Annotated in this window: 15 protein-coding genes; 5 read left to right on the plus strand and 10 right to left on the minus strand. The window is 60.0% G+C overall.

Annotated features, from left to right (window positions below; all coding sequences use genetic code 11):
* The first annotated feature begins 39 nt into the window (after positions 1-39).
* Together BGC09_RS12000 and hflX are read left to right on the plus strand one after the other, a co-directional pair.
* Positions 40-558 carry a CvpA family protein gene (locus BGC09_RS12000; RefSeq protein ID WP_069804223.1) on the plus strand — a complete coding sequence of 173 codons (519 nt, stop codon included), beginning with the start codon at positions 40-42 and terminating at the stop codon, positions 556-558.
* A gap of 210 nt (positions 559-768) precedes the next feature.
* A complete protein-coding gene (gene hflX, locus BGC09_RS12005) occupies positions 769-2,109 on the plus strand; it encodes a GTPase HflX (RefSeq protein WP_218104037.1) in 1,341 nt (446 codons plus the stop codon).
* A 117-nt stretch (positions 2,110-2,226) separates the two neighbouring features.
* Here the strand turns inward: hflX and BGC09_RS12010 are convergent, their stop codons facing one another.
* A complete protein-coding gene (locus BGC09_RS12010; protein ID WP_069804224.1) occupies positions 2,227-3,375 on the minus strand; it encodes a trypsin-like peptidase domain-containing protein in 1,149 nt (382 codons plus the stop codon).
* A gap of 254 nt (positions 3,376-3,629) precedes the next feature.
* On the opposite strand from BGC09_RS12010, the gene BGC09_RS12015 reads away from it, so the two are divergent.
* Positions 3,630-4,655, plus strand: coding sequence for an alpha/beta hydrolase (locus BGC09_RS12015; RefSeq protein ID WP_069804225.1), 1,026 nt, complete (start codon positions 3,630-3,632; stop codon positions 4,653-4,655).
* 151 nt (positions 4,656-4,806) lie between these two features.
* Here BGC09_RS12015 and BGC09_RS12020 read toward each other — a convergent pair whose 3' ends face one another.
* Positions 4,807-5,457, minus strand: coding sequence for a hypothetical protein (locus tag BGC09_RS12020; RefSeq protein ID WP_069804226.1), 651 nt, complete (start codon positions 5,455-5,457; stop codon positions 4,807-4,809).
* A 483-nt stretch (positions 5,458-5,940) separates the two neighbouring features.
* Between BGC09_RS12020 and BGC09_RS12025 the strand changes: the two genes are divergently transcribed.
* Positions 5,941-9,594: a WD40 domain-containing protein gene (locus BGC09_RS12025; RefSeq protein ID WP_084658546.1), complete on the plus strand. Its 3,654-nt coding sequence runs from the start codon at positions 5,941-5,943 to the stop codon at positions 9,592-9,594.
* A 39-nt stretch (positions 9,595-9,633) separates the two neighbouring features.
* Here BGC09_RS12025 and dcd read toward each other — a convergent pair whose 3' ends face one another.
* The 6 genes from dcd to BGC09_RS12055 all read right to left on the minus strand — a co-directional run bounded on the left by dcd (position 9,634) and on the right by BGC09_RS12055 (position 15,602).
* A complete protein-coding gene (gene dcd, locus BGC09_RS12030) occupies positions 9,634-10,158 on the minus strand; it encodes a dCTP deaminase (RefSeq protein ID WP_069804228.1) in 525 nt (174 codons plus the stop codon).
* Positions 10,142-10,420, minus strand: coding sequence for an SWIM zinc finger family protein (locus tag BGC09_RS22565; RefSeq protein ID WP_141727758.1), 279 nt, complete (start codon positions 10,418-10,420; stop codon positions 10,142-10,144). The genes dcd and BGC09_RS22565 overlap by 17 nt, the downstream gene beginning before the upstream one ends.
* A gap of 145 nt (positions 10,421-10,565) precedes the next feature.
* A complete protein-coding gene (locus BGC09_RS12040; RefSeq protein ID WP_069804229.1) occupies positions 10,566-13,334 on the minus strand; it encodes a tetratricopeptide repeat protein in 2,769 nt (922 codons plus the stop codon).
* Positions 13,335-13,385: 51 nt separating this feature from the next.
* Entirely contained in the window at positions 13,386-13,961 is a 576-nt protein-coding gene (locus BGC09_RS12045; protein ID WP_069804230.1) for an NTPase, read from the minus strand.
* A 31-nt stretch (positions 13,962-13,992) separates the two neighbouring features.
* Positions 13,993-14,820 (minus strand): caspase family protein, encoded by an 828-nt coding sequence (locus BGC09_RS12050; RefSeq protein ID WP_069804231.1) that lies wholly within the window; start codon positions 14,818-14,820, stop codon positions 13,993-13,995.
* A 233-nt stretch (positions 14,821-15,053) separates the two neighbouring features.
* Positions 15,054-15,602, minus strand: a complete 549-nt coding sequence (locus BGC09_RS12055) for a helix-turn-helix domain-containing protein (protein WP_176728909.1) — start codon at positions 15,600-15,602, stop codon at positions 15,054-15,056.
* 302 nt (positions 15,603-15,904) lie between these two features.
* Here BGC09_RS12055 and glnA point away from each other — a divergent pair, with 302 nt between their 5' ends.
* Positions 15,905-17,296 carry a type I glutamate--ammonia ligase gene (gene glnA, locus BGC09_RS12060; protein ID WP_069804233.1) on the plus strand — a complete coding sequence of 464 codons (1,392 nt, stop codon included), beginning with the start codon at positions 15,905-15,907 and terminating at the stop codon, positions 17,294-17,296.
* A 161-nt stretch (positions 17,297-17,457) separates the two neighbouring features.
* Here the strand turns inward: glnA and BGC09_RS12065 are convergent, their stop codons facing one another.
* Positions 17,458-18,270: a cyclase family protein gene (locus BGC09_RS12065; RefSeq protein WP_069804234.1), complete on the minus strand. Its 813-nt coding sequence runs from the start codon at positions 18,268-18,270 to the stop codon at positions 17,458-17,460.
* 100 nt (positions 18,271-18,370) lie between these two features.
* The gene (locus BGC09_RS12070) at positions 18,371-20,047 is read right to left on the minus strand and encodes a spermidine synthase (RefSeq protein ID WP_084658555.1); all 1,677 of its coding nucleotides are present in this window, start codon (positions 20,045-20,047) and stop codon (positions 18,371-18,373) included.
* Between the last annotated feature and the right edge of the window lie 518 nt (positions 20,048-20,565).

Here is a 20,565-nt window from a genome sequence, read left to right on the forward strand (position 1 = left end):
TCATTACTTCTCATTCATGATCTTGGGAGGAAGAAGTAAATGTCTCTGTCGTTTAACTGGATCGATCTTGCCTTTCTGGCTACAGCCATTGTGCTGGTCATCAATGGTTTCCATAATGGCCTTATTGCTAGCTTAATTAATCTGGTTGCGCTCCCGCTGGCCTTGGGTGTAGCCCTGCTCTTCGGTCCCACCTTCACCGCTGTGCTCGCTGGCAATGGTGCCGGAGCGGCGCCTCTGCTGGCCTATGCGCTGCTCTTCTTTGCTACTGTCGTTATCGTTCATATCATCACCACTCTCATTCGGGCCTTTGTGCACCGCATTCCAATGCTAGGTATTCTGGACGAGTTGCTCGGGATGGTCTTGGGTTTTGTTGAAGCCTGGCTCCTGTGGCTGGTTCTGTTACTGGCCTTGCATAACGTCCTCAGTGCCGTCCAGAATATACCGGCGGGTGATCTGAGTCAGTTCAGCGCCTGGCAGCGGGCTTACAACGAAGCCATTGCCCAGAGTCTCTTTGTGCATCTCAATCAGTGGCTACTTGGTCATCTATCTTTAAAGTAAAGTAGGGTCTGGGGTGGTTGTGCCGGGCTGTCCGTTTACTGGCTGGGCTGGTCTGGCCTTCCTACCAGGCAGGGCAGGAGGCGCTGCCTCTGGGCTTGCGCTCTGCGGTCAAGGCGCATACAATGTATAGTCAAGGGGTATTCTACGTATTCTAGAGCTGAGTAGATTTTGCTTGAACAAAGGAGGCATTTTACGGCAAGAAACGAGGCTGTGCTGATCAAGCAGAGAACCACGGAGGGGCCGGAGCGGGCCTTTCTCGTCGCGGTGGCCAGTGAGCGGCAGGAAACGCTCTGGAGCGCTGAGGATTCGCTCAACGAGCTGGAGGCCCTGGCCAGAACTGCCGGGGCCGAGGTAGTCGGCAAGATGCTGCAGCACCTGCGTCATCCTGATCCTGCTACCTATCTTGGTAAGGGAAAGGTCCAGGAGCTGGCTGCTCTGGAGCAGGAGCTGGGCTTTGATCTGGTGATTTTCGATGACGAGCTGTCACCCTCTCAGCAGCGCAATCTTGAAAAGGCTCTCAATGCGCGTGTGATCGATCGTACGACACTGATTCTCGATATCTTTGCCCAGCATGCGCGGACGCGCGAGGGGCGCCTCCAGGTTGAGCTGGCGCAGCTGGAATATCGCCTGCCTCGCCTGAGCGGGCGTGGTGTTGAGCTGTCGCAGCAGGCTGGTGGCTCGCTTGGAGCGGTTGGCGTTGGCGGTGCTATTGGAGTCCGCGGCCCTGGTGAGACGCGGCTGGAGATCGATCGTCGCCGCATTCGCAATCGCCTGGCGGAGTTGCGTCGCGAGCTGGAGGAGGTGCGTGAGCAGCGCACGCTCCATCGTCGTCAGCGGGCGGCTTTGACAATGCCGGTGGTGGCAGTGGTGGGCTACACCAATGCTGGTAAGTCGACGCTCTTTAATGCTTTGAGTCAGGCCGATGTTCTGGTCGAAAACAAGCTGTTTGCGACGCTTGATCCGACGACGCGCCGCGTGGTGCTGCCGGGCAACCAGGAGGTCTTGCTGACGGATACGGTGGGTTTCATTCAGCGCCTGCCGACGCGCCTGGTGGCTGCTTTCCGAGCCACGCTAGAGGAGGTGGTGGATGCCGATGTGCTGCTGGAGGTAGTGGATATCAGCCACGAGAATGCCATCGAGCAGAGCGAGACGGTCAACGAGGTCTTGCGCGAGCTGGAGGCCCATGAGAAGCCGCGGGTGACGGCCCTCAATAAGATCGATCTGCTGCCTGATCCCGATCGTGTTGATCCTTCGCTCTATCCCAATGCTGTGGTAGTCTCGGCGCTGCATGGCTGGGGTCTGGAGGCACTGCGTGAGAAGCTGGCCCAGGTGGTGGCTGAGCAGATGGTGCCTTTGCAGGTGCTTGTGCCTTACGCGCGCGGCGACCTGGTGGAACTCTTCCATCGTCGCGGGCGTGTCGAGCTAGAAGAGCATCGCGCCGAGGGGACACTCCTGGTCGGGCGCCTGCCCTTTGCCCTGGCTGGTTACTATGCGCCGTATCGCCTTCAGCAGCGCAGAGGCTTGCTCAGGGTCCCTAGCGTCCGCTCCTAGCCGATGCCCTAATGAGGGGTGAATGGGAAAGCAAGAAGAGACTGTTCCTGGAAAGGTGCCTTCCACTGCCCTAAGCTGGTGAGCTGGGCGGGGGAGATAGGCTTGCGCTTGCTCAGCTCAGGTCTGCTTGCTTTTCAACTCCTGGATGACCCGATACAGCTCATCGGCGATCTCCTTCATGGCTGCGTCGCGGTCCCTGCTTTCCGTGATAGGTTGCCCGGAGCGCGGCAGGGCCTGCAGCTTGCCGAAGGGAGAGTTGGCCAGCTCCACAGTTGGCCGCAACTTGATCGGGATGATGCGCGCCGTGCCGGCCTCGTGGCGCTGCATGGCCCGCTGCATTTCTTCGTTGTAGCATTGGTCGGAGCTCATGTAATCAGGACTGATAAGTAACAGAATGATATCCGCCTGCTCTAGCAGGCGCTGGCTCTCGCTCCGTTCACGTCCCGCGCTTAGCTGCTCGCTGTGGTAGCTTTCGATCAGTTGATTGCGTCTAAAGGAAGCCAGCTGCTTCTCAAGTTCCTCTCTCAGTTTGCGATCCCGCTGGCTGCCTGAGTAGGATATAAAGACTTTGAGGGCTTTAGTGTTCTGCTGGAGCAGCGGCTGATACTGGGGACAGCACTGTCCGAGGCGCTGACGTTGCTCGACTGAGAGAAGCTCCAGCCAGCGGCGGTTTTGCCGGTGTGTGGCCAATTGATGATTGACAAGATCAGGAAGCTGAGCAAGGATGACGCGCGCCTGCAGACCCTGGCCCCCGCGCTCGCTATGGAGGCCCAGCGAGAACTGGATCATACCGCAGACGCAGCCGCTTTCCCGGTCGAGCAGCGGGGCGCCGCTCATGCCGGGATCGACCGGCCCGCGTTGGAAGGTGATCCACTGGTTCCGCTCACCGGCTGGTCCGGCGGCGTCGAAAATGAAAGAGGTGCCTCCAGGCACTGAGCCTGGGTAACCATAGGTGTACAGGCTGCTGTAGGGCTGAGCCTCACCGCAGAGTAAGACACAAGGATGATCCTCAAGAGGGACCGTTAACAGCGCCAGATCCCGATCCGGGGACGAGTCATCAGCAGGCACTGTAGTGATGGCCGCCTCGTAATATCTCTCCTGCCAGTAGATCTGGAGGCTGGAAGTTGCCTTGTGAGCAGATGGGATGACGTGGGCGCAGGTCAGAATCAGGCCCGGCCCCACAAAGAAGCCTGTACCCCTGGGATTATGGGCGGCGTCGATGCGAACAGTGGCCCGCTGGAGGAGCGCCGCTAAGTCGTCGATCATGTCCATTTGTTCCTCTTAGCGCAGATTATAGCGAATGGCAGGAGAGCTGCTTCTATTCTAAAGCAGAATCCTGCTCTTCGTAAAGGTCGCTTTTGTTGCTGTCGGACGGAAGCGAACGTGCTCCCTGGGGAGGCCAGGCCGCAGGATTGCTGGCTCTCAGCAGAAGAGACATGGACGCCCATGAGGAAAGCGTGCTAGACTAGGACTCAAAGCACCAGGATAAGAAGAGAAGAAGCAAGAAGGAGGCGCAAAGCGTGTATCCCTGGTCGCACGACTTCAAAGGGCGCTTTGACGAAGTGACCTTTGAGAGCCAGGTGCTCAAGAGCAATCCTCTAGGTGACCCCTATCAGCGCCCGCTCTGGATCTATCTGCCGCCCGGCTACGACGAGCAGCCAGAGCGGCGCTATCCCAGCATCTATTTGATTCAGGGGCTGACGGGCCAGCTTGACATGTGGCGCAATCGCTCGGCCTTCCGGCGCAACTTCCCGGAGCTGGCCGACGAGCTGTTTGCCAAAGGGGAAGCTCCGCCGTGCATCCTCGTCTGGGTCGACTGCTGGACCTCTCTGGGAGGAAGCCAGTTCCTGGATTCACCCGCTGTCGGACACTACCACACCTATCTCTGCGATGAAATCGTCCCTTGGGTCGATGCCCACTATCGGACGCTGGCAGCGCGCGAACATCGGGGAATCGCCGGCAAGTCCAGCGGTGGCTACGGCGCGATGGTCACTCCCATGCTACGACCAGATCTGTGGGGGGGCCTGGCAACCCACGCTGGTGACGCCCTCTTTGAGGTCTGTTATCAGCGCGACTTTGCCAGGGTGGCGCGGGCCTTGCGCGATCACTATGGCGGCTCATACGAACGCTTCTGGCAGGACTTCCGCAGCCGTCCGGCCTTCTCCAAAGAGGGCGATGCCGATCTGCTCAATATCTGGTGTATGGCTGCCTGCTACTCGGCGGATATGGATGGTACGGTGCATCTGCCTTTCGATATCGCCACCGGTCAGCTGGTTCCCGATGTCTGGGAGCGCTGGCTGGCCTGGGACCCGGTACGGATGGTGCCTTTGCACGCCGAGGCGCTGCGCTCGCTGCGGGCGGTCTATATCGATGCGGGCAAGCGCGATGAGTACTATCTCGACCTGGGAGCCGAGGCGTTCCGCCGGGCCCTGGCCGAGATTGGCGTCACCGATGTCTTCTTTGAGCTGTTCGATGGACGTCATGGCGGAATCGAGTATCGCTATCCGCTGAGCCTGAAATATCTGGCCGAACGGCTTTCCCCATAGCCAGCGCCAGCGAAGGGAGCAACTCCCTTCGCCACGGCTGCCAGCCCCGCAGCAGGACCGGACGAAATCCCAGGTTGGCGCTGGACCCGCGAGCGTACGCTCGCTTGCGCAGCCGGCTGGCCGATAGACAAGGCGGCTGGCCAGACCAGGTTTAGACGCCAAGCGGCTCGCGCAGGTGTCGCCGGGCGGCGCTTAAGGCGGAGCGATAGCGCTTAAGCTCAGCCTGACTCTGGGGAGACGGTACCTGCTCGGGGTCCAAACCCGCCTTGCGCAGCGCCGCGATCACTGGCCGGAGTTCAAGACTGTGCTCGCGGATGCACCAGAGCACCGCTTTCCGTTCACCGGCTGATAGACTTTGAATGGCCTGAATGTAAAGGGCAAGACGCTCTTCAGGAAAATCTTGTAGCTCACACTCATAGGCTGGATCACGATCTCCCTCATTGGTAGCTGCACACTGCTCGCTGAGGGCAAGAACCTCCGGCTGCTCGGCCTCTAGCGGAAGAAGCAGCGGACGGCGACGGAGGCGCCGACAGGCATCACGTGCGCGATTTCGCACGATGACACGGATCAGTAAAGCAGGTCTGCACAGTGGCCCTTTTCGACTGACTTTCCAGAGAGCGATACGCACCTCCTGGCATTCGTCCTGATAGAGTGCTTCCAGATCTTCCCTCTTGCTATGACCGATACGCGAGAAGTCGTGACGTACCTGGGCCACAACCTGAGCGTCACAGGCACGTAGTAGGGCGTTATCCTCAGAGTCGCTGTCGTCAGCAGAAACTCCAAACGAAATTGCTGGGTTCACAGTACCCCTCCTTCAGGAACAAACAAAGAAGCAAGCCTACAAAATGCAAGCTCTCTCTAGATGTGGAGCCGGCCAGTCTAACTATGTCCCACGCGGGTCAGATTCTGTTGCTCGGTTCGCTCTGTCTCTCAAGAGAGATGACCAGCAAGCAATGAGTTCGACAGGAGAAGGAGCAGCCCTGCTCAGGTTGACCTGTGGCGAGATAGCCAGAGCGGAGGAGCTGAGCCTGTTGTTCGCCAGTTCCACAGCCTGACCTGAGAGGATAGTGAACACCATAACGTTCTATAAAGAACAGTATACAGTGTTCAGCCATGTTTTTCAAGAGGATAGGGAGGGAAATTTGATGAACGATTGTTCAGTAATGTACAATTGAGCAAGATGAGAACGCTGTTCCCCTTTACAGGCGTGCACTTCTGTTCTATACTACCCAGTGGAACAGTCAACGTAACCCGCCGTGGTGGGTAGAGCAGAGAGGAGGCAGCAATGGCAGAAAAGAGGCACGCTCCGGTGAGCGCTATTGGGACTCGTATGCGTCACCTGCGCCAGCAGATGGGGAAGAGCCTGAGCGAGGTGGCTCGCACGGTGGGCTATTCGAAGAGCTATCTTTCTGCGGTTGAGAACAATGTGACCTTGCCTTCGCTCCAGCTCGTGCAGGAATACGAGCGTGCGCTCCAGCTCCGTCACGGTGAGCTGGTTGAGGTGCTGGTGGAAGGGCAGCTAGAGCAGCTCCCACGTGGGCGCCGGCGTGCTCCCGCCTCTCTGGTTCTCCCTGCGTCTCCGGTGGTTTCTCCTTCCTCGACTGCGCTTGCGCGCTGTGACCTTGAAGAAGCCCCCCACGTCTCGCGTCTCTATGGCCGTGGCGAGGAGCAAGAGCTGCTCTGGCGTTGGGTAGTGCAAGATGGCTGCCGTCTGATTGCTATTGTAGGCATCGGAGGAGTGGGCAAGACTGCCCTGGCGGCGACTCTGGTGCAGCGTTTGCGCAGCTCCGCCGCTTTTCAAGGTCTCCTCTGGCTCTCGCTTCACACTCCTTTGTCGCGTGGGCGCCTGCTCGATCGCTGTTTGCGCTTTCTCAATGGGGTGGAGGGGCAGCAGCCAGCCTCGGCCTCCCTTCCTGAGAGTGAGGAGGATCGTCTAAAGCTGCTGATCCAGCGACTGGAGCAAGGGCGATTTCTGTTGGTTCTTGATGACTTCGATTCGTTGCTGCAAAGTGGTGCTCTGGCGGGCCAGTATAAGGAGGATTATAAGGACTACGAGGAGCTGCTCTATCTGCTGGGGAGCCGTGCTCTGCAAAGCTGCGTGATCCTGACCAGCCGCGAAAAGCCTGATGGCATCCCTCTGCAGGAAGGAAAGCATGCGCCGGTGCGCACTATGACCCTGGCGGGAGTCTCGCCCGAGGCGGGGCGTCTCTTGCTCGCTGGTGAGGGGCTGGAGGGCGATGATGAGCACTGGGCCGAGTTCATCCGCCGCTATGCTGGCAATCCTCTGGCCCTGAAACTGGTCTCGCCGACCATCCGCGAGGTCTTTGATCGCCAGATCGCTCGCTTCCTCGATCAGGAGGTGCTTGTTCTTCAGGGCATCAGGGACCTGCTTGATAAGCAGTTTGAGCGCTTGACTCCTGATGAGCGGGATGTCCTCTACTGGTTGGCGATTGGGCGCGAGGTGGTGACGCTCTCTGAGTTGCTGGAGGATCGTCTGACGCGCACTCCCAAGGGGGCGCTGCTCGAAGTATTGAAGTCGCTGCGCCATCGCTCGCTGGTCGAGGTGCGTGGTGCCGCAGGGTATACCTTGCAGCCGGTGATCTGTGAGTATGTGACGGAGCGTCTGGTGCAGCAGGTGGCCGCCGAAATTCTCCAAGAGCGGCCGCTCTCTCTCTTGCAAAGTCATGCCCTGCTCAAGGCGCAGGCGCGGGACTATATTCGCGAAGACCAGATCCGTTCGATTCTTGAGCCGCTGGCTCATATCTTGCGCTCGGCCAGAGGGGGGAACGGCTGTGAGCAGCTGCTGCGCTCTTTGCTGGCCCGGCTCGAACGTGGCAGGCCAGGCTATGCGGCTGGCAATATCCTCAATCTGCTCCTCCACTTGCAGTCTGATCTTCGTGGCTGGGACTTCTCGGGTCTGGCGGTCTGGCAGGCGAATTTGCGGGGCAAAGCCTTACCCGGTGTCAATTTCGCCTGGGCCGACCTGACCGGCTCGGCCTTCACCGAGTTCTTCGGCAGCATTCTTGCGGTGGCTCTCAACCAGGATGGCTCACTCCTAGCGCTTGGGACAACGACCTGTGAGGTCCGTATCTTCCGTGTTCGTGATTATGCGCCGCTGGTAACCTGCCAGGGCCATGCCGACTGGGTGCGCTCGGTTCTCTTTAGCCCTGATGGTCGCATGGTGATCAGCGGTAGCGAGGATGGGACGATTCGTCTCTGGGATGTAGAAACCGGCCAGTGCCTGCAGACTCTGCGAGGTCATCGCGAACGCATCTATTCGCTCGCTATCAGCGCTGATGGTAGCCTGCTTGCCAGTGGAAGCGGTGATCAGACCGTGCGTCTCTGGCGTCTTGATATGGCCTCCGGTCTCGCTGAGTGCTTCTGTGAACTCGCTGACCAGGAGCAAGGCGGCAGAGTCTATGCTGTGGCCCTCACCCCCGATAGCAAGACGCTGGTCAGCGGCGGAGAAGATGCCATCTTGCGCCTCTGGGATGTCGAGAGCGGCGTCTGCCGGACCCGCCTCCCGGGTCCCAACGGTGGCATCTGGTCGCTGGCTCTTAGTCGCGATGGCCGCCTGCTCGCCTGCGGTTGCAAGGAGCGAATCATGCTCTGGGACCTGACCTCGTTGACGCTGCAGGCTTCTTGGGATGCTCACCGTGAGGAGGTCTATGCCCTCTCTTTCAGCGGCGATAGTCGCTTCCTGGTGAGCGCTGGAGGCGATCGTCTCTTGCGCCTCTGGAACATAGGCGATCACTCTTGCGTCAAGACGCTGGAAGGGCACAGTCGGCGTGTCTATGCCCTGGCTGTGAGCGCTGACGATCGCTTGCTGGTCAGCGGGAGCGATGATCAGACGGTCCGCTTCTGGGATCTTGAGCGCGGGCGCTGCATCCGCATGTTGCAGGGCTATAGCAATCAGGTGAGAGCGGTCGCAACAAGCCCCGATGGTCAGCTATTTGCCAGCAGCGGCAATGATGGCCAGGTGCGACTCTGGGATCTGGGGGAGCTGCGTTGCTTGCGCGCGATGGAGGGCCACACGGCCAGTGTCTGGACGGTGACCTTCGATGGGCAGGGGCGCCTCCTCGCCAGTAGCAGTGAGGATGGCACGGTGCGTCTCTGGCAGGTGGAGACGGGCCAGTCCTTCCGCATCCTTAAGGGGCATGCGGCGCGCGTCTACATGGTGGCTTTCTCTCCCGACGGCTCGCTCCTGGCCAGTGGAGGGGCCGATCGCACCTTGCGTATTTGGGAGGTCGCCACCGGTCAATGCTTGCATATCCTGCGCGAGCATCGCGGGCGTGTCTACGCTGTCGCCTATAGCTCCGATGGCCGGCTCCTGGTCACTGGCGCTGAGGATCAGACCATCTGCCTCTGGGATACCCGCGATTATCGCTGCTTGCAAAAGCTTGTCGGCCATGACGGGGCCATCTATACGCTGGCCATTAGCCCTGACGGGCGCCGGCTGGCTACTGCCGGAGCCGATCAAAAAGTGCGTCTCTGGGATCTGACCCACCTGGGGCGGAGCCTGCCGCTGGCCGTTTTAGAGGGACATCGGCAGCGTATCTGGACGCTGTCCATCAGTCCTGACAGCCGCCTGTTGGCCAGCGGGGGGGATGATCAGCTCATTTGCCTGTGGGATCTCGAGACCGGTGAACTGCTGAGAATCGTCAATCGCTTCGATTATCGCATTCGTGAGATCGCTTTCAGTCGTGGCGAGCAGCCTGTGCTGCTGGTGAGTGGCAGCCCCACCGGGACGATCGAGGTCTGGGATGTGGAGCGTCCTCAGTGCCTCCGGGTGCTGCGCAGTGACCGGCCTTATGAAGGCATGAATATCTATGCTGCCACGGGCCTCTCGCTCTCTCAGCGCTCTATTCTGCGCTCCCTGGGCGCGGTCGAGACCCCGGTTGACAGGCCGATGCTGACGGAGCAGAGCGGCAGCGGCTAACGAGCGGCAGGCCGCCGGCAGCTCCACTTGCGCTGGCGGTTATGCCGGCTGATAAACGGTCGGCCCTTGCTGCCCGAAGTATTTCCCGCGATATTCGCGCAGGCAGGGACTGCTCAGCTGGTGGATGAAGAGCTGGCAGATGAAGAGGCCAGGATAGAGGACGACTGGAATACTGTTGAGGTTGGTGATTTCGAGCGTCAGCACATGGTCGCTGCCTGGATCAATATGGCCATCACCATTGTGCACCTGCAGCCCAGCCCGCGCAATGTCCCCTTTGGTCTCGATAAAGCCCTGATAACCGTTAGGAATGCGCACGCGCTCTAGCGTGCAGCCTAGAATGAATTCGCCCGGGCGCAGTTCGTAGCCCTGTCGGGGATCGATGGCAATCTCTTCGCTGGCAGGCGGTGCCTTGCCCAGCTCAAGGCGGCTGCCACGGTACTTGACCAGGCGCGCGCCCAGGCGTAGATCAATGCTGGTTGGCCCCAGCTGTCCTTCCTCCCACGGCTCGATGACCAGCAGGCCGGCGGCTAGTAAGGTTTTGAGATCTCTATCGCTCAGGATCATGGTCCTCTTCCCGCGCTCTGGCGTGGGTCGGCAGGGGTGCCAGGGGACCCAGGAGCTGCTCCGCGGCCATAATATGACTGCAGATCCCGCGCTCGCGGTAGAAGTCGCAGGTGCAGTGCCAGCCTCCCTCGCCATAGCTGACCAGGCGCACGCCGTGTGTCGAGCGCATCTGCAGCTTGATCTCCAGCAAGGTGAAGCGCTCCGGCTGCTGGGCGTAGTGTCCGGCCTTCATTTGCTTGCGCTGTAGCTGCTCATCATGCATAAGAAACGGCTCCTGTCATAGCTGGCAGAGGTGGCCTGTTCTCCTGCCCCAGTCCGATAACCCCGGCAGACTGGCCGAGCAACATGGACATCTCTCTCTTTATGATACCTGAACCATAGTTTGTTCGACAAGTGCTCTCTCACTGTTATGCAGGTGCACGAAGCCATTCTTCGATCTCATTCTCCAGGCCGATGCCCAGCAAGTGGCAGAGGGCCAGCGCTTCCTGGGCCTCAGAGAGGGCGGCCTGCTGCTGGCCCTCAAGCCAGAGCAGCCGGGCCGAACGAAACTGATTGTGAACGATCCAGAAGCGGTCGTTCAGCTCGCGGGCCAGCTGCATTGAGGCGGCATAGTAGGCATGGGCTTGCGGCAGATCACCGCGATGAAAGGCCAGCAAACCGAGCTGATGGAGCGTGGCCTCTTCGCCTACGCGGTCGTTCATCTGCCGGCGCAGGGTCAGACTGCGCAGATAGAGGGCCTGGGCGTCATCCAGTTTGGCTGGTTCCTGACTGAGCAGGGCCAGCTCGTGCTGAAGGCGCCCCTGCTCGTGCAGCGTACGTGCCAGTCCTTCCTGATCGCCCAATTGCTCACGCAGACGTCGGGCCTCAGCGAGCACTTGCAGGGCAGGCTCGAACTGGCGCCGGCGGTAAGCCAGGCGCCCTAGCTCGTGCAGGGCGGCGGCCTCCTGCCAGCGATCTCCTCTGGCCGTTGCCTCTGCCCGTACCGCCTCAAAGTGCTCTTCGGCCTCCTCATAGCGCATCAGCCGATAGCAGATGCGACCAAGCTCCAGCTCGGCGGCGCTGATCAGCGCTTCATGTGCGGACTGCCGCGCCAGTTGCAGGCTGGCTACGACATCCTGATAGGCAAGCTGATATTCCGCCAGGCGGTAATGACAGATGCCACGCTGGAGCAGAAAGGTCGCTTCCGACTGCGTCCGCTTGAGCTGGCGGGCCGCCTCCAGAGCCGCCTCCAGAACCTGCAGAGCCTGCTTGAGCTGATGACGCTTCAGCAGCGGCGCCTCTCTCTTCCCCGCCAGCTCGTCGGCCAGTCTCAATACATCTGACCACAGACCCAGGCTCCGCGCCCCCTCAAGGGCCAGAGCGATGTTGTTCCAGTCCAGCGCCGGCTCTGGTCCCGCTTTTGATCGGTATTCTTCTATATAGAAGAGAAGATGGCGGCGCAGGTATTCAGCGCGTTTTTCCTGAGAAAGCGCCTGCCAGCGATGAAGGCGCAGGTAGTCGCTGATCAGCGGATGCATGCGGCACTGGAGGCCGCTGGGGCTTTCTGCTCGCTCCAGGATGGTGGCGCGCTGGATCGCCTCCAGGGCTTCATTTTGCTGCTGCCAGAGGTGCTCGCCTGGTTGGGGGAGCCTGCCGGCCTGAACGAAGCGCCAGGCGGATTCGGGGCAGGACTCGGCAAAGACCGGCCAGCATTCGAGCAACTGGCCGGCCAGGGGTGACTCTTTGGTCACCCAGGCGATAGTCAGGTGCAGGAGCTGCTCCATTTGCTTGAGAGGTTTCCCGGAGAGCTGGCGAAGCTGAGTGACCAGCTCCGGCCAGGGAATGCCCAGCTGGAGGGCCGAAGTAGCCAGCGTCATGAGCTTGGGATGGTAGTAGCAGAGGCGCGGTAACTCCTGCAAGTGGCGACCCAGCTGTGCGCGAGCGATCTCCTTGCCGCCCAGGCGTTCTTCAACGAACTCGTAAGCGGCCTGAGCCGGGAGCTGGCCCACGGTGAGCCAGTTCGTCTGCAACAGCTGATCGAATTCAGAGCGGCGGTGGCGCATAAGCAGGAGGGCCCGGCCTCCCAGGGAGGTATCCCAGGCGCTCAGCAGATCGCAGAGAGCCTCGACCTCTGACGCGGTCGCCTCCTCCAGATCATCGAGGATGAGCAGGAGCGGGCCGCGTCCCATCTCGTAGAGAGCCAGAGCGCGCTGGCGGCTGCCAGGAGCTTCTTCCAGGCCCCAATCCAGGTGTGCCAGGAGGCTGGCCAGATCGAAAGGGCGCATCCGGCGCAGCGAGGCGTAAGCGATACCGCGTGTGAAGCGCCAGCTATAGCGATGGGCCAGCTCAATGGCCAGCGTTGACTTGCCGCTGCCGGCCAGGCCGATCAGGCCGATGAAAGGAGAGGGGCCGCTGCTCAGCAGCTCGGCCAGGCGTTGCAGTTCGAGGACGCGATCGCAGAAGCTGCGCGCCCGAGCGGCAGGCAGATTGTGGGGTGGCTCACAAGGAAAATACTCAGGATCGCCTGCCTGTGGCAGTCCTGGGCGCAGTGGCTCCTCGGAGTCTGGTCCGAGAAGCGTCACCACCTGGTCCTGGGCCGCAAGCTGGCGCGGCTCTCGCTGCAACGTGCGCCGAATGAACTCCAGGGCCTCTTTTGGGCTAATGCCCCGGGCCAGAGCCGCATAGAGCGAACTGGCCAGCAGAGTGGCCGTCTCGCTATGCAGTTGGCGCGTTGTGGCCAGCACCGCTGGTACACCCTGCCTGACCAGCTCGTCGCCCAGGCGCTCACTGCGGCAACTATTCAGCACCACCAGCCTCACGTGCGTATCCTGGAAGAGAGCTGCCAGCTCAGCGGCGGGTACCCAATCGCTGCTCCCATCTTCCTGCTCAAGCTGCAGCTCGTCGCCGCGGCTATGGCCGATGATGTGCACGATATCGAAAGGACGAGCATGCAAGGTGGCCTGCAAGAAACGCCAGGTTGGTGGATGCAGACGAATGAGCGCTGCTGGCACTCGTGACCATAGCAACTGGCGATAGATCTCCTGGATCTCCAGCTCAGCATTGATTCGCTCTGGCTCATCGATGGGTGAGCTAACTACCAACAAGATACGCAGACGCTCACCCGCTCGCTCCCAGGCTTCAATAGGGCTGCTGGCCGGTCGATAGCTGCCTGTCTCTGTCTGATGGGCCGTCTCCATACCCCTCTCCCTCTGCGGCAGAGCGAAAGCTCTGGACTCCTCGCCGCCTGTCTACTCCTGCTTCTCTTCCTGCTCCTCCCCTCTCTTTAGCATACCCTGCTCGCTCAGTTTTTGCAGCAAGGAGGTGACCAGCTCCTCTGTCAACTGGTCACGGTTGGTAGTAGTCAGTTCCAGAAGGTGGGTACCGGGTCGTTGCTTCAGCTCATCGGCCCCAGGATAAGGACGCAGAACAATGGTACCGACGAGCATGCGAGGACTGGCAAGGACGGCGCTGACGGCTTCGCGGAAGGCCGGAGAGAGCAGCTCCATAGGCCCGATCTCATCGAGAATGACCACGGGGCGTGTCTGGAGGGCCTCCTGGATGGCGGCCAGACCCAGCGACTCCAGGGCTGTCAGATCGACACCGTAGCGGCCCACACGTAGCGGCCCGCTATAGCTGGTGCTGGCGAGCAGGCCGCGCTGTCCGTCGAGTGTGACGATTTCAAAACCGGTGCGCTGGCCATTGACGCGCACCTCCTCGGTATAGAAGCCACCGCAATGCTCGGGGCCGAGCGCCGCGACCACCTTCTTGATCGCTGTTGTCTTGCCACTGCCCGGCTCTCCCGTGAGCAGATAAGCCTCTCCCATCTCGTTACTCCTCTCCTCCCTCCCGACCAGACTAGCGCTCCGGTAATCTCAAAAGCGGCAGACGGGCCAGACTCAGGCGCCCATTCAGTACCGGATGCTGGCGACCTCCCGTAAAGGTGACGACGGCCAGCGCTACACGCTCGTAGAGGGTGCTCAAGCTGATCGTCCTCTCCCGTGACTCGCCAGCGCCGGTGGCCGCAGTCTCAGCCCCACTCAGGACCTGCAGCAGAAAATAAGAGAAGACGCCCTGGTGCAGTCGCTCATCTTCTCTGGCGACCTCATCGTCGTCACAAGCCGCCAGAATAATCCGCCCTTCACCGAGCGGCAGGTCGCTCAGCCGGGGCGGCACCAGCGCTGGCGAGCCTGGACCGCGCAGCCGGGCACGCTGGCTGCGCAGGATTGGCCCCTCAAAGGTCCGTCCCCCGGCCCGCCCGCTAAAACAGGTATCGAGGATAACCACCACGAGCCGCGCCGGCAGGCGCTGCAGCAGGCGGATTAAGTCGTACTCCAGGTCCAGACCAGTCGCAAAGATCGCGTCATACTCGGTGTCGTGAGCAATCAGGTAGCGCGAAAAGCTGCCAGGAAGGTTGCCGGTCTCGGGCGAGCCATGACCGGCGAAATAGAGCAGGACCACATCATCGCGGCTCGCCTGCCGCGGTAAATGCTCGCCGATGACGGTGACAATAGCCTTGCGCGTTGCTTGCTCATCGATCAGGAGCTGCAGACTGAGATCCTCCGCCGCCAGACTGCTGGCCAGCTGGCCATAGAAGCGCTCTGCATCGCTGGCTGCATACTGCAGAGCGCTGATGCGCGCGTCCTGATAGCGGTTGATGCCAACGAGAACGGCATGGAATTTCATGAGGCTGGCGCTCGCTGCTCCGGTCGCTGTCTGTCCTTATTACGGCCAGGGTCAGATACTACATCTTATAAAGAAATTATATAGATTTATACATTTTTCCGTAAATATAGAAAGAGCAGAATGGATTACTGGAAGGCTGGCTAGTAGTGATTTCTAGCGTAGAAGTGATATATTAGCTCTGGTGGGACTTGATAGTTTGGATGTCAAGGAAACGTGTAAGAGAATTAAGAAAATCAAGTATGGAGGAGGGCCTCATACGTGTGGATGTGGGCCTGGGGCCAGTCCAGTACATCGGCCAGCTCTGCCTGGAAGGCGGCCAGGTCGCGCTGACGTGTGGCCTCGTCGGGCATCTCAGTATCTTTCCAGACCAGCAGAATGCGCAGCATCTGGAAAGTCTGCTCATGCTCATCTTTCAGGACATAGCGCGCCACCGTCCCTGGGAACAGGTGGCGGTCTTCCTGCTGAATGGTATGCAGCTTTTCGAGCAGGCGGGCCTGGCAGCCGGGGAGCACCGCGACAGCGATATCGGTCACCAGCAAGGTACCGCGGCTACGGTAGACGCGCCAGGAGGGGGAGCGGGTTCGGGCGCGTCCAGAGGGCTGGGGTCTGAAGCGCCGCACCTCTTCGACAGGTAAAATAAGCATATGGCCGATGCGCCTGGCCGGGAGGCGGCCCGCCATCACGTACTGGTAGACGCGCTTATCGGAGACCCCCAGCATCTCGGCGGCCTCTTTGACGGAAACGTAGCCCGGCAGGCCGGGTATGGTGACTCCATCTGACATGCACCTAGTATAGTAATAGCTATACTTGATTGTAAAACTACCTATTGAGATATTCATAGCATTACTTACTAAATATCTATACTTTTTGAAAAATATAGAATACGGTGCTAATGGGAGGAGAGGCAGAGCGGGGGTCTCTGTGGAGTCAGATTAGGGGAAGGAGTGGGGAGAGATATCAACGGCCTGGAACTTCTGATATAATGGGTACCCACTCTGGAGCATCGAATCGTTCGGTAGACTGATAAGAGATCTATCATGGAAATGTGGGATGCCTGGCTGGCTGGGCATCCAGGAGGCAGCACATGGTGGAGCAGCAGGATCAGGCCTTAGTGAGACAGGTGATGGAGGCCATTGAAAAGGAGCGCGTGCGCTTCGTCAACCTGGAGTTCACCGACGTAGTTGGCATGGCGAAATGCGTCACGATTCCAGTGGAGCAGTTCCCCGATTGCCTGGCGCGAGGCAAATGGTTTGACGGCTCCTCAATAGAGGCCTTCGCGCGCGTTGCTGAGAGTGATATGTATCTCTTCCCCGATCTACGTACTTTTACCGTCCTCCCAGTACATGTACGGCCCCAGGCTCTCAATCGCGAGATTGCCGACCAGGTGAATGCCGGTGACATCGTAGCCCGGGTCATTTGCAATGTGATGACGCCCGATGGGGAACCATTCGAGGGCGATCCGCGCGCAACGCTCTTGCGTTCACTGGAGCTGGCCGAGTCGATGGGCTATCGTTTTCAGGTAGCGCCTGAGCTAGAGTTTTTCCTCTTGCGTTTCGAGGATGGGGGTCCGACCCCGCTGCCCCATGATCGGGGGGGCTATTTTGACCTCTCGACCGATCTGGCCGCGACAGTAAGGCGCCAGATGGTGCAGGCCCTCCAGCAGATGGGTATTGTTATCGAGGCCAGCCATCATGAGGTGGCGGCGGGCCAGCACGAGCTGGATTTCCAGGCTGGAGATGCTCTCTACATTGCTGATAGCCTGATGACTGCCAAGTATGTGCTCAAGGCAATTGCCGCCCAGCATGGTCTCTATGCCACCTTCCTGCCCAAACCGTTCTATAATGTGAGCGGCTCGGGCCTGCACACCCATCAGCAACTGATTGATATCCGAACTGGGAAAAATGCCTTCTTTGATGAACAGGGCGAGTACGGCCTGTCTGACGTTGGCTGTCATTTTCTGGCTGGCCAGCTTGCTCATGCCCGTGGCATGTGTGCGATCGTGGCGCCGCTTGTCAACTCCTACAAACGGCTGGTTCCGGGTTACGAGGCTCCTGTCTATGTCAACTGGGGACGTGTCAATCGCGAAGCCTTGATCCGCGTTCCCCGCCCTGGCAAGGACCCCCAGCACTCGGCGCGGATCGAGCTACGCAGCTGTGACCCCAGCTGTAACCCCTATCTGGCCCTGGCGGTCATGCTCCGTGCTGGGCTGGATGGCATTCAGCACCGCTTGCCCCTGCCACCAGCGATGGATGAAAGCCTCTTCTTGCGCGATGAGGAGGAGCCGGTGAGCCGGCTGTCGCGCCTGCCGGCTACCCTGGGCGAAGCTCTCGACGACCTGCGTCAGGACGCCCTGATCCGCGATACACTGGGTGACCTGATCTACGAGGGTTTTCTCGAGGCTAAGTCAATCGAGTGGAACGAGTATCGCAAGCATGTCCATCCCTGGGAGCTTGAGCGCTATTTGCCCATCTTCTAGAATGATGAGAAGCTGGGCGCCAGAGTCGAGGGGAAGTCAGCAGCCGTGGATGAGGGTGAGGCGGGGAGAGCAGAGGGGTCAGACCCCGCCTGGCAGGGTAGCAAGGCGGCCCGGAGCCGGGCCGCTCCGGGCCGCTTATTCGCCAGCATAGCCGGGTCTGTCTATTTCCCTACGAAAGCCACCAGGCGGCAGAAAGCGGCCTCGCCTCCGTTAAACTTCCAGGGGAAGCAGCCGATCCAGACGCGCTGATCCAGCACCTCATCGATCATGCCGCCGGCGTTCTCAACATGGAAAACTCCGTGGGGGAAGAGATCGTAGTGCATGAGCTGCAGGTCCTCCTCGGGCCAGATCTCTTCCAAGGGGCGCCCCAATTTCTCGGCGCATTTGGCCGCCAGATCCGGGCGGATCTTACGAATGACGGTGTTCATCGGATGATCCATTGAGCCGGCATCGATGGCAAACCAGGCAATCTTTCGATCGAGGACCCACTGTACGAACTCCCGCGTTGGGCCAGGATGTTTGATAAAATAGCGCGTCTCGTCCGGCTGCGTCTCGCCGTACCAGTTGCTGGGATAATACTTGTGGTAGCCGGTATGCACTACCACAATATCGCCAGGCTCAATGCGCAGGCCGGTCTTGCGCTCCCACTCCTCGAAGTGGGCCGACGTGTAGATATCGTAGTCGCCGATGCCCATCGCCTCCAGGTCGACCACCACGCCGGGGCCGACCAGCTTCTCCAGCGGGATGCTGCCGATATCCTGGCCGTTGGTAATAAAATGCAGGGGCGCATCAAGATGGGTTCCCACGTGCAGCGTCGATGAAATATGCTGGCCTCCCACTTTATCGAAAGCCACGCGCTTGATCCATTTGACCGTTGGCCCCTCGTAGGTCGCAAAACCCGGCGTGTGAATGTCCCAGTTCTGAGAAAGGTCAAGCACGCGCACATTGCTCAGATCAATCGGACTAAAAGGCATCCACTTTCCTCCAGCAAGAGATAGATTTGAAGCCCTCGTATGCTCTATCAGCAGCAGCGGGAACCGAAGCCAGACGTGCGCGGTGGGCGCTGGTGAGCGGTCACTCGTCGCCGCTGCGGATAGCATCAAGAATCATCTGATCGATGAGCTGCTCGATTGGTGAGCGATCATCGGTAAAAAAGACATGGCGCCCCTGCTCCTCGCGTATGTTGCCGAAGGCGAGGCTGGCCTGGGCGACGTTGGCCAGCAGCGGATTCGTCAGCGTGGCCGTGTTGAGGGCGAAGTCGCTGAGCGAAGTCGCAGCGTTCGTGCCCACGATGATGCTATTCGTGAAGCGCGCTGTATCTATAATATAGACATTCGGAAAGACTGCGTGCATGGTCTGGGCGAGTGTTTCCACAAGGCGGAAGTCATGGCGTGTCCGACCGGCGTTGATCACGGCCACCCCGGTCGGCGTCAGATGAGCGCGTACCTCGCTGAAGAACTCTTCGGTCGCGAGCTGGAAGGGAACGTACGGCTGCTGGTAGGCATCGATGCCGATCAAGTCATATTTCTGCGTTGTTGTGCGCAAAAAGTAGCGCCCATCCTGGACGATCACATGCAAGTTCGGCTCGTTCATCGCGAAATAGCGGCGGCCCAGCTCGACGATGGTAGGATCGATCTCGACGCCATCGATAGATATGGGACCATAGGCCGCGGTGATTTCGCGGGGGATAGTTCCGGCGCCCAGGCCAATGATGGCGACGCGCTGAACCATCGCCGGGGTAAAGGGCGGCCTGTTAAAGTAAGGGGCAATCATAAAGTAGTCCCAGGGGCCGCCCGTCAAGACCGAGTTGGGGTCATAGACCGAGTGCACAGCCTCCCCTTCATTGAGAATCAGCTGCATCTCGCTACCAACACGCACCACCTGAATATAGTTATATTCGGATTCGCGCTCGGCGATGAGCACTCCGCCGCCATTGGTTCCCGAGGCCGGCTTGATGGGGCCGCCCAGAGCCAGAAACTCCAGCCCCAAAGGGATCAACAGCAGGAGGGAGAGCAGGCTCTTCTTGTTGAAACGGGGGGGCTGTTGGCCTTCCTGCGGGCGCCAGCCGCCGCCGCCCGGTCCAGTAGTGCTGACCAACAGGCCGAGGATCGAGACCAGCAGCAGCGTAATAGCGGTCACGAGGAACGTGAAGCGTGTGCCGTAGTTGGGAATCAGCCAGAGCACGGGGAGGAAGGTGCCCACAATGCTACCGGCGGTCGAAATGGCGTAGAGCTGGCCGGCCAGTCTGCCAGAGCGGCCCACCTGTTGCAAGAGCAAGCGGATAGCAAAGGGGGAGACGCAGCCGAGCAGAATGACAGGGATAGCGAAGAGCAAGATCACGGCGGCAAGGGAGCCGATGAAGACGCTGGCCGAGTAGGTGGCAAAGGCCTTGAGCGACCAGAGCAGGATCGGACGCGCGATATAGGGAATCAGGCCGATAGTGAAGGCTGCGATAGTGGTAATCAGGTAGAAGACGACAGGCCGGGGGAAACGATCGGCCAGGCGTCCACCCAGATAGTAGCCCGAGGTCAGATAGAGCAAGATAAGGCCGATCAGGGCTGCCCAGACAAACTGCGAGGAACCAAAATAAGGGGCAAGCAGACGCGAAGCGGCCATCTCAACCCCCAGCGAAGCAGCCCCGGCCACAAAGACAACTAAGACCAGCAGCCACTTTTGCAGAGGATGCGCTGCCGCTGGTGCAATGCTCTCTTCCAGGTGTGGCTTTTGCTCATCTGAGGTGACCGTTGTCATGACAGCAACTCTCTTTCAACAATTTGGCGATCTGGCATGAAGCCTTTCTTCTCGATCGGTGTGCTGAGAGCGAGGGCCGAGGGCCGGCGCTGCCGTGGTCGCCGCCGTGAGTCGGCTCATGAGGGTGATCATATTAAAAAGCAGGCGGACAGACAACAATACAATGATGTTCAGCTGAGAGCGCAGGTGCACTTGTAGGAGCCGGCCCCTGCTCTGGCGTCACTGACTGACGGGGGCACAGCTCACTTTGGGTTGAGCAGCTGTCACCCTGTGCCGCGCTCTGCTATTGCTGCTGCTCCGCTGCGGCCTCGACTGGCGAGGGCCGCCCTGTGATGTGTCTGGCTGGCTAGCGCCTTGCTCTCCTTCGCTGCTACCTATGATATCATGCTGGCTCAGACTTTGCCCACCTGCCCGCTGCTCACAGGCGGCAAAGCAAAAGGCTGCAGCGTGTCACACTGCAGCCTGCTTGAATTATCCGTTCTCCTGTTGCCTCAGCGCATCCTGACCAGGGAGGCGCT

The organism is Thermogemmatispora onikobensis (assembly GCF_001748285.1).
Classification (GTDB): domain Bacteria; phylum Chloroflexota; class Ktedonobacteria; order Ktedonobacterales; family Ktedonobacteraceae; genus Thermogemmatispora; species Thermogemmatispora onikobensis.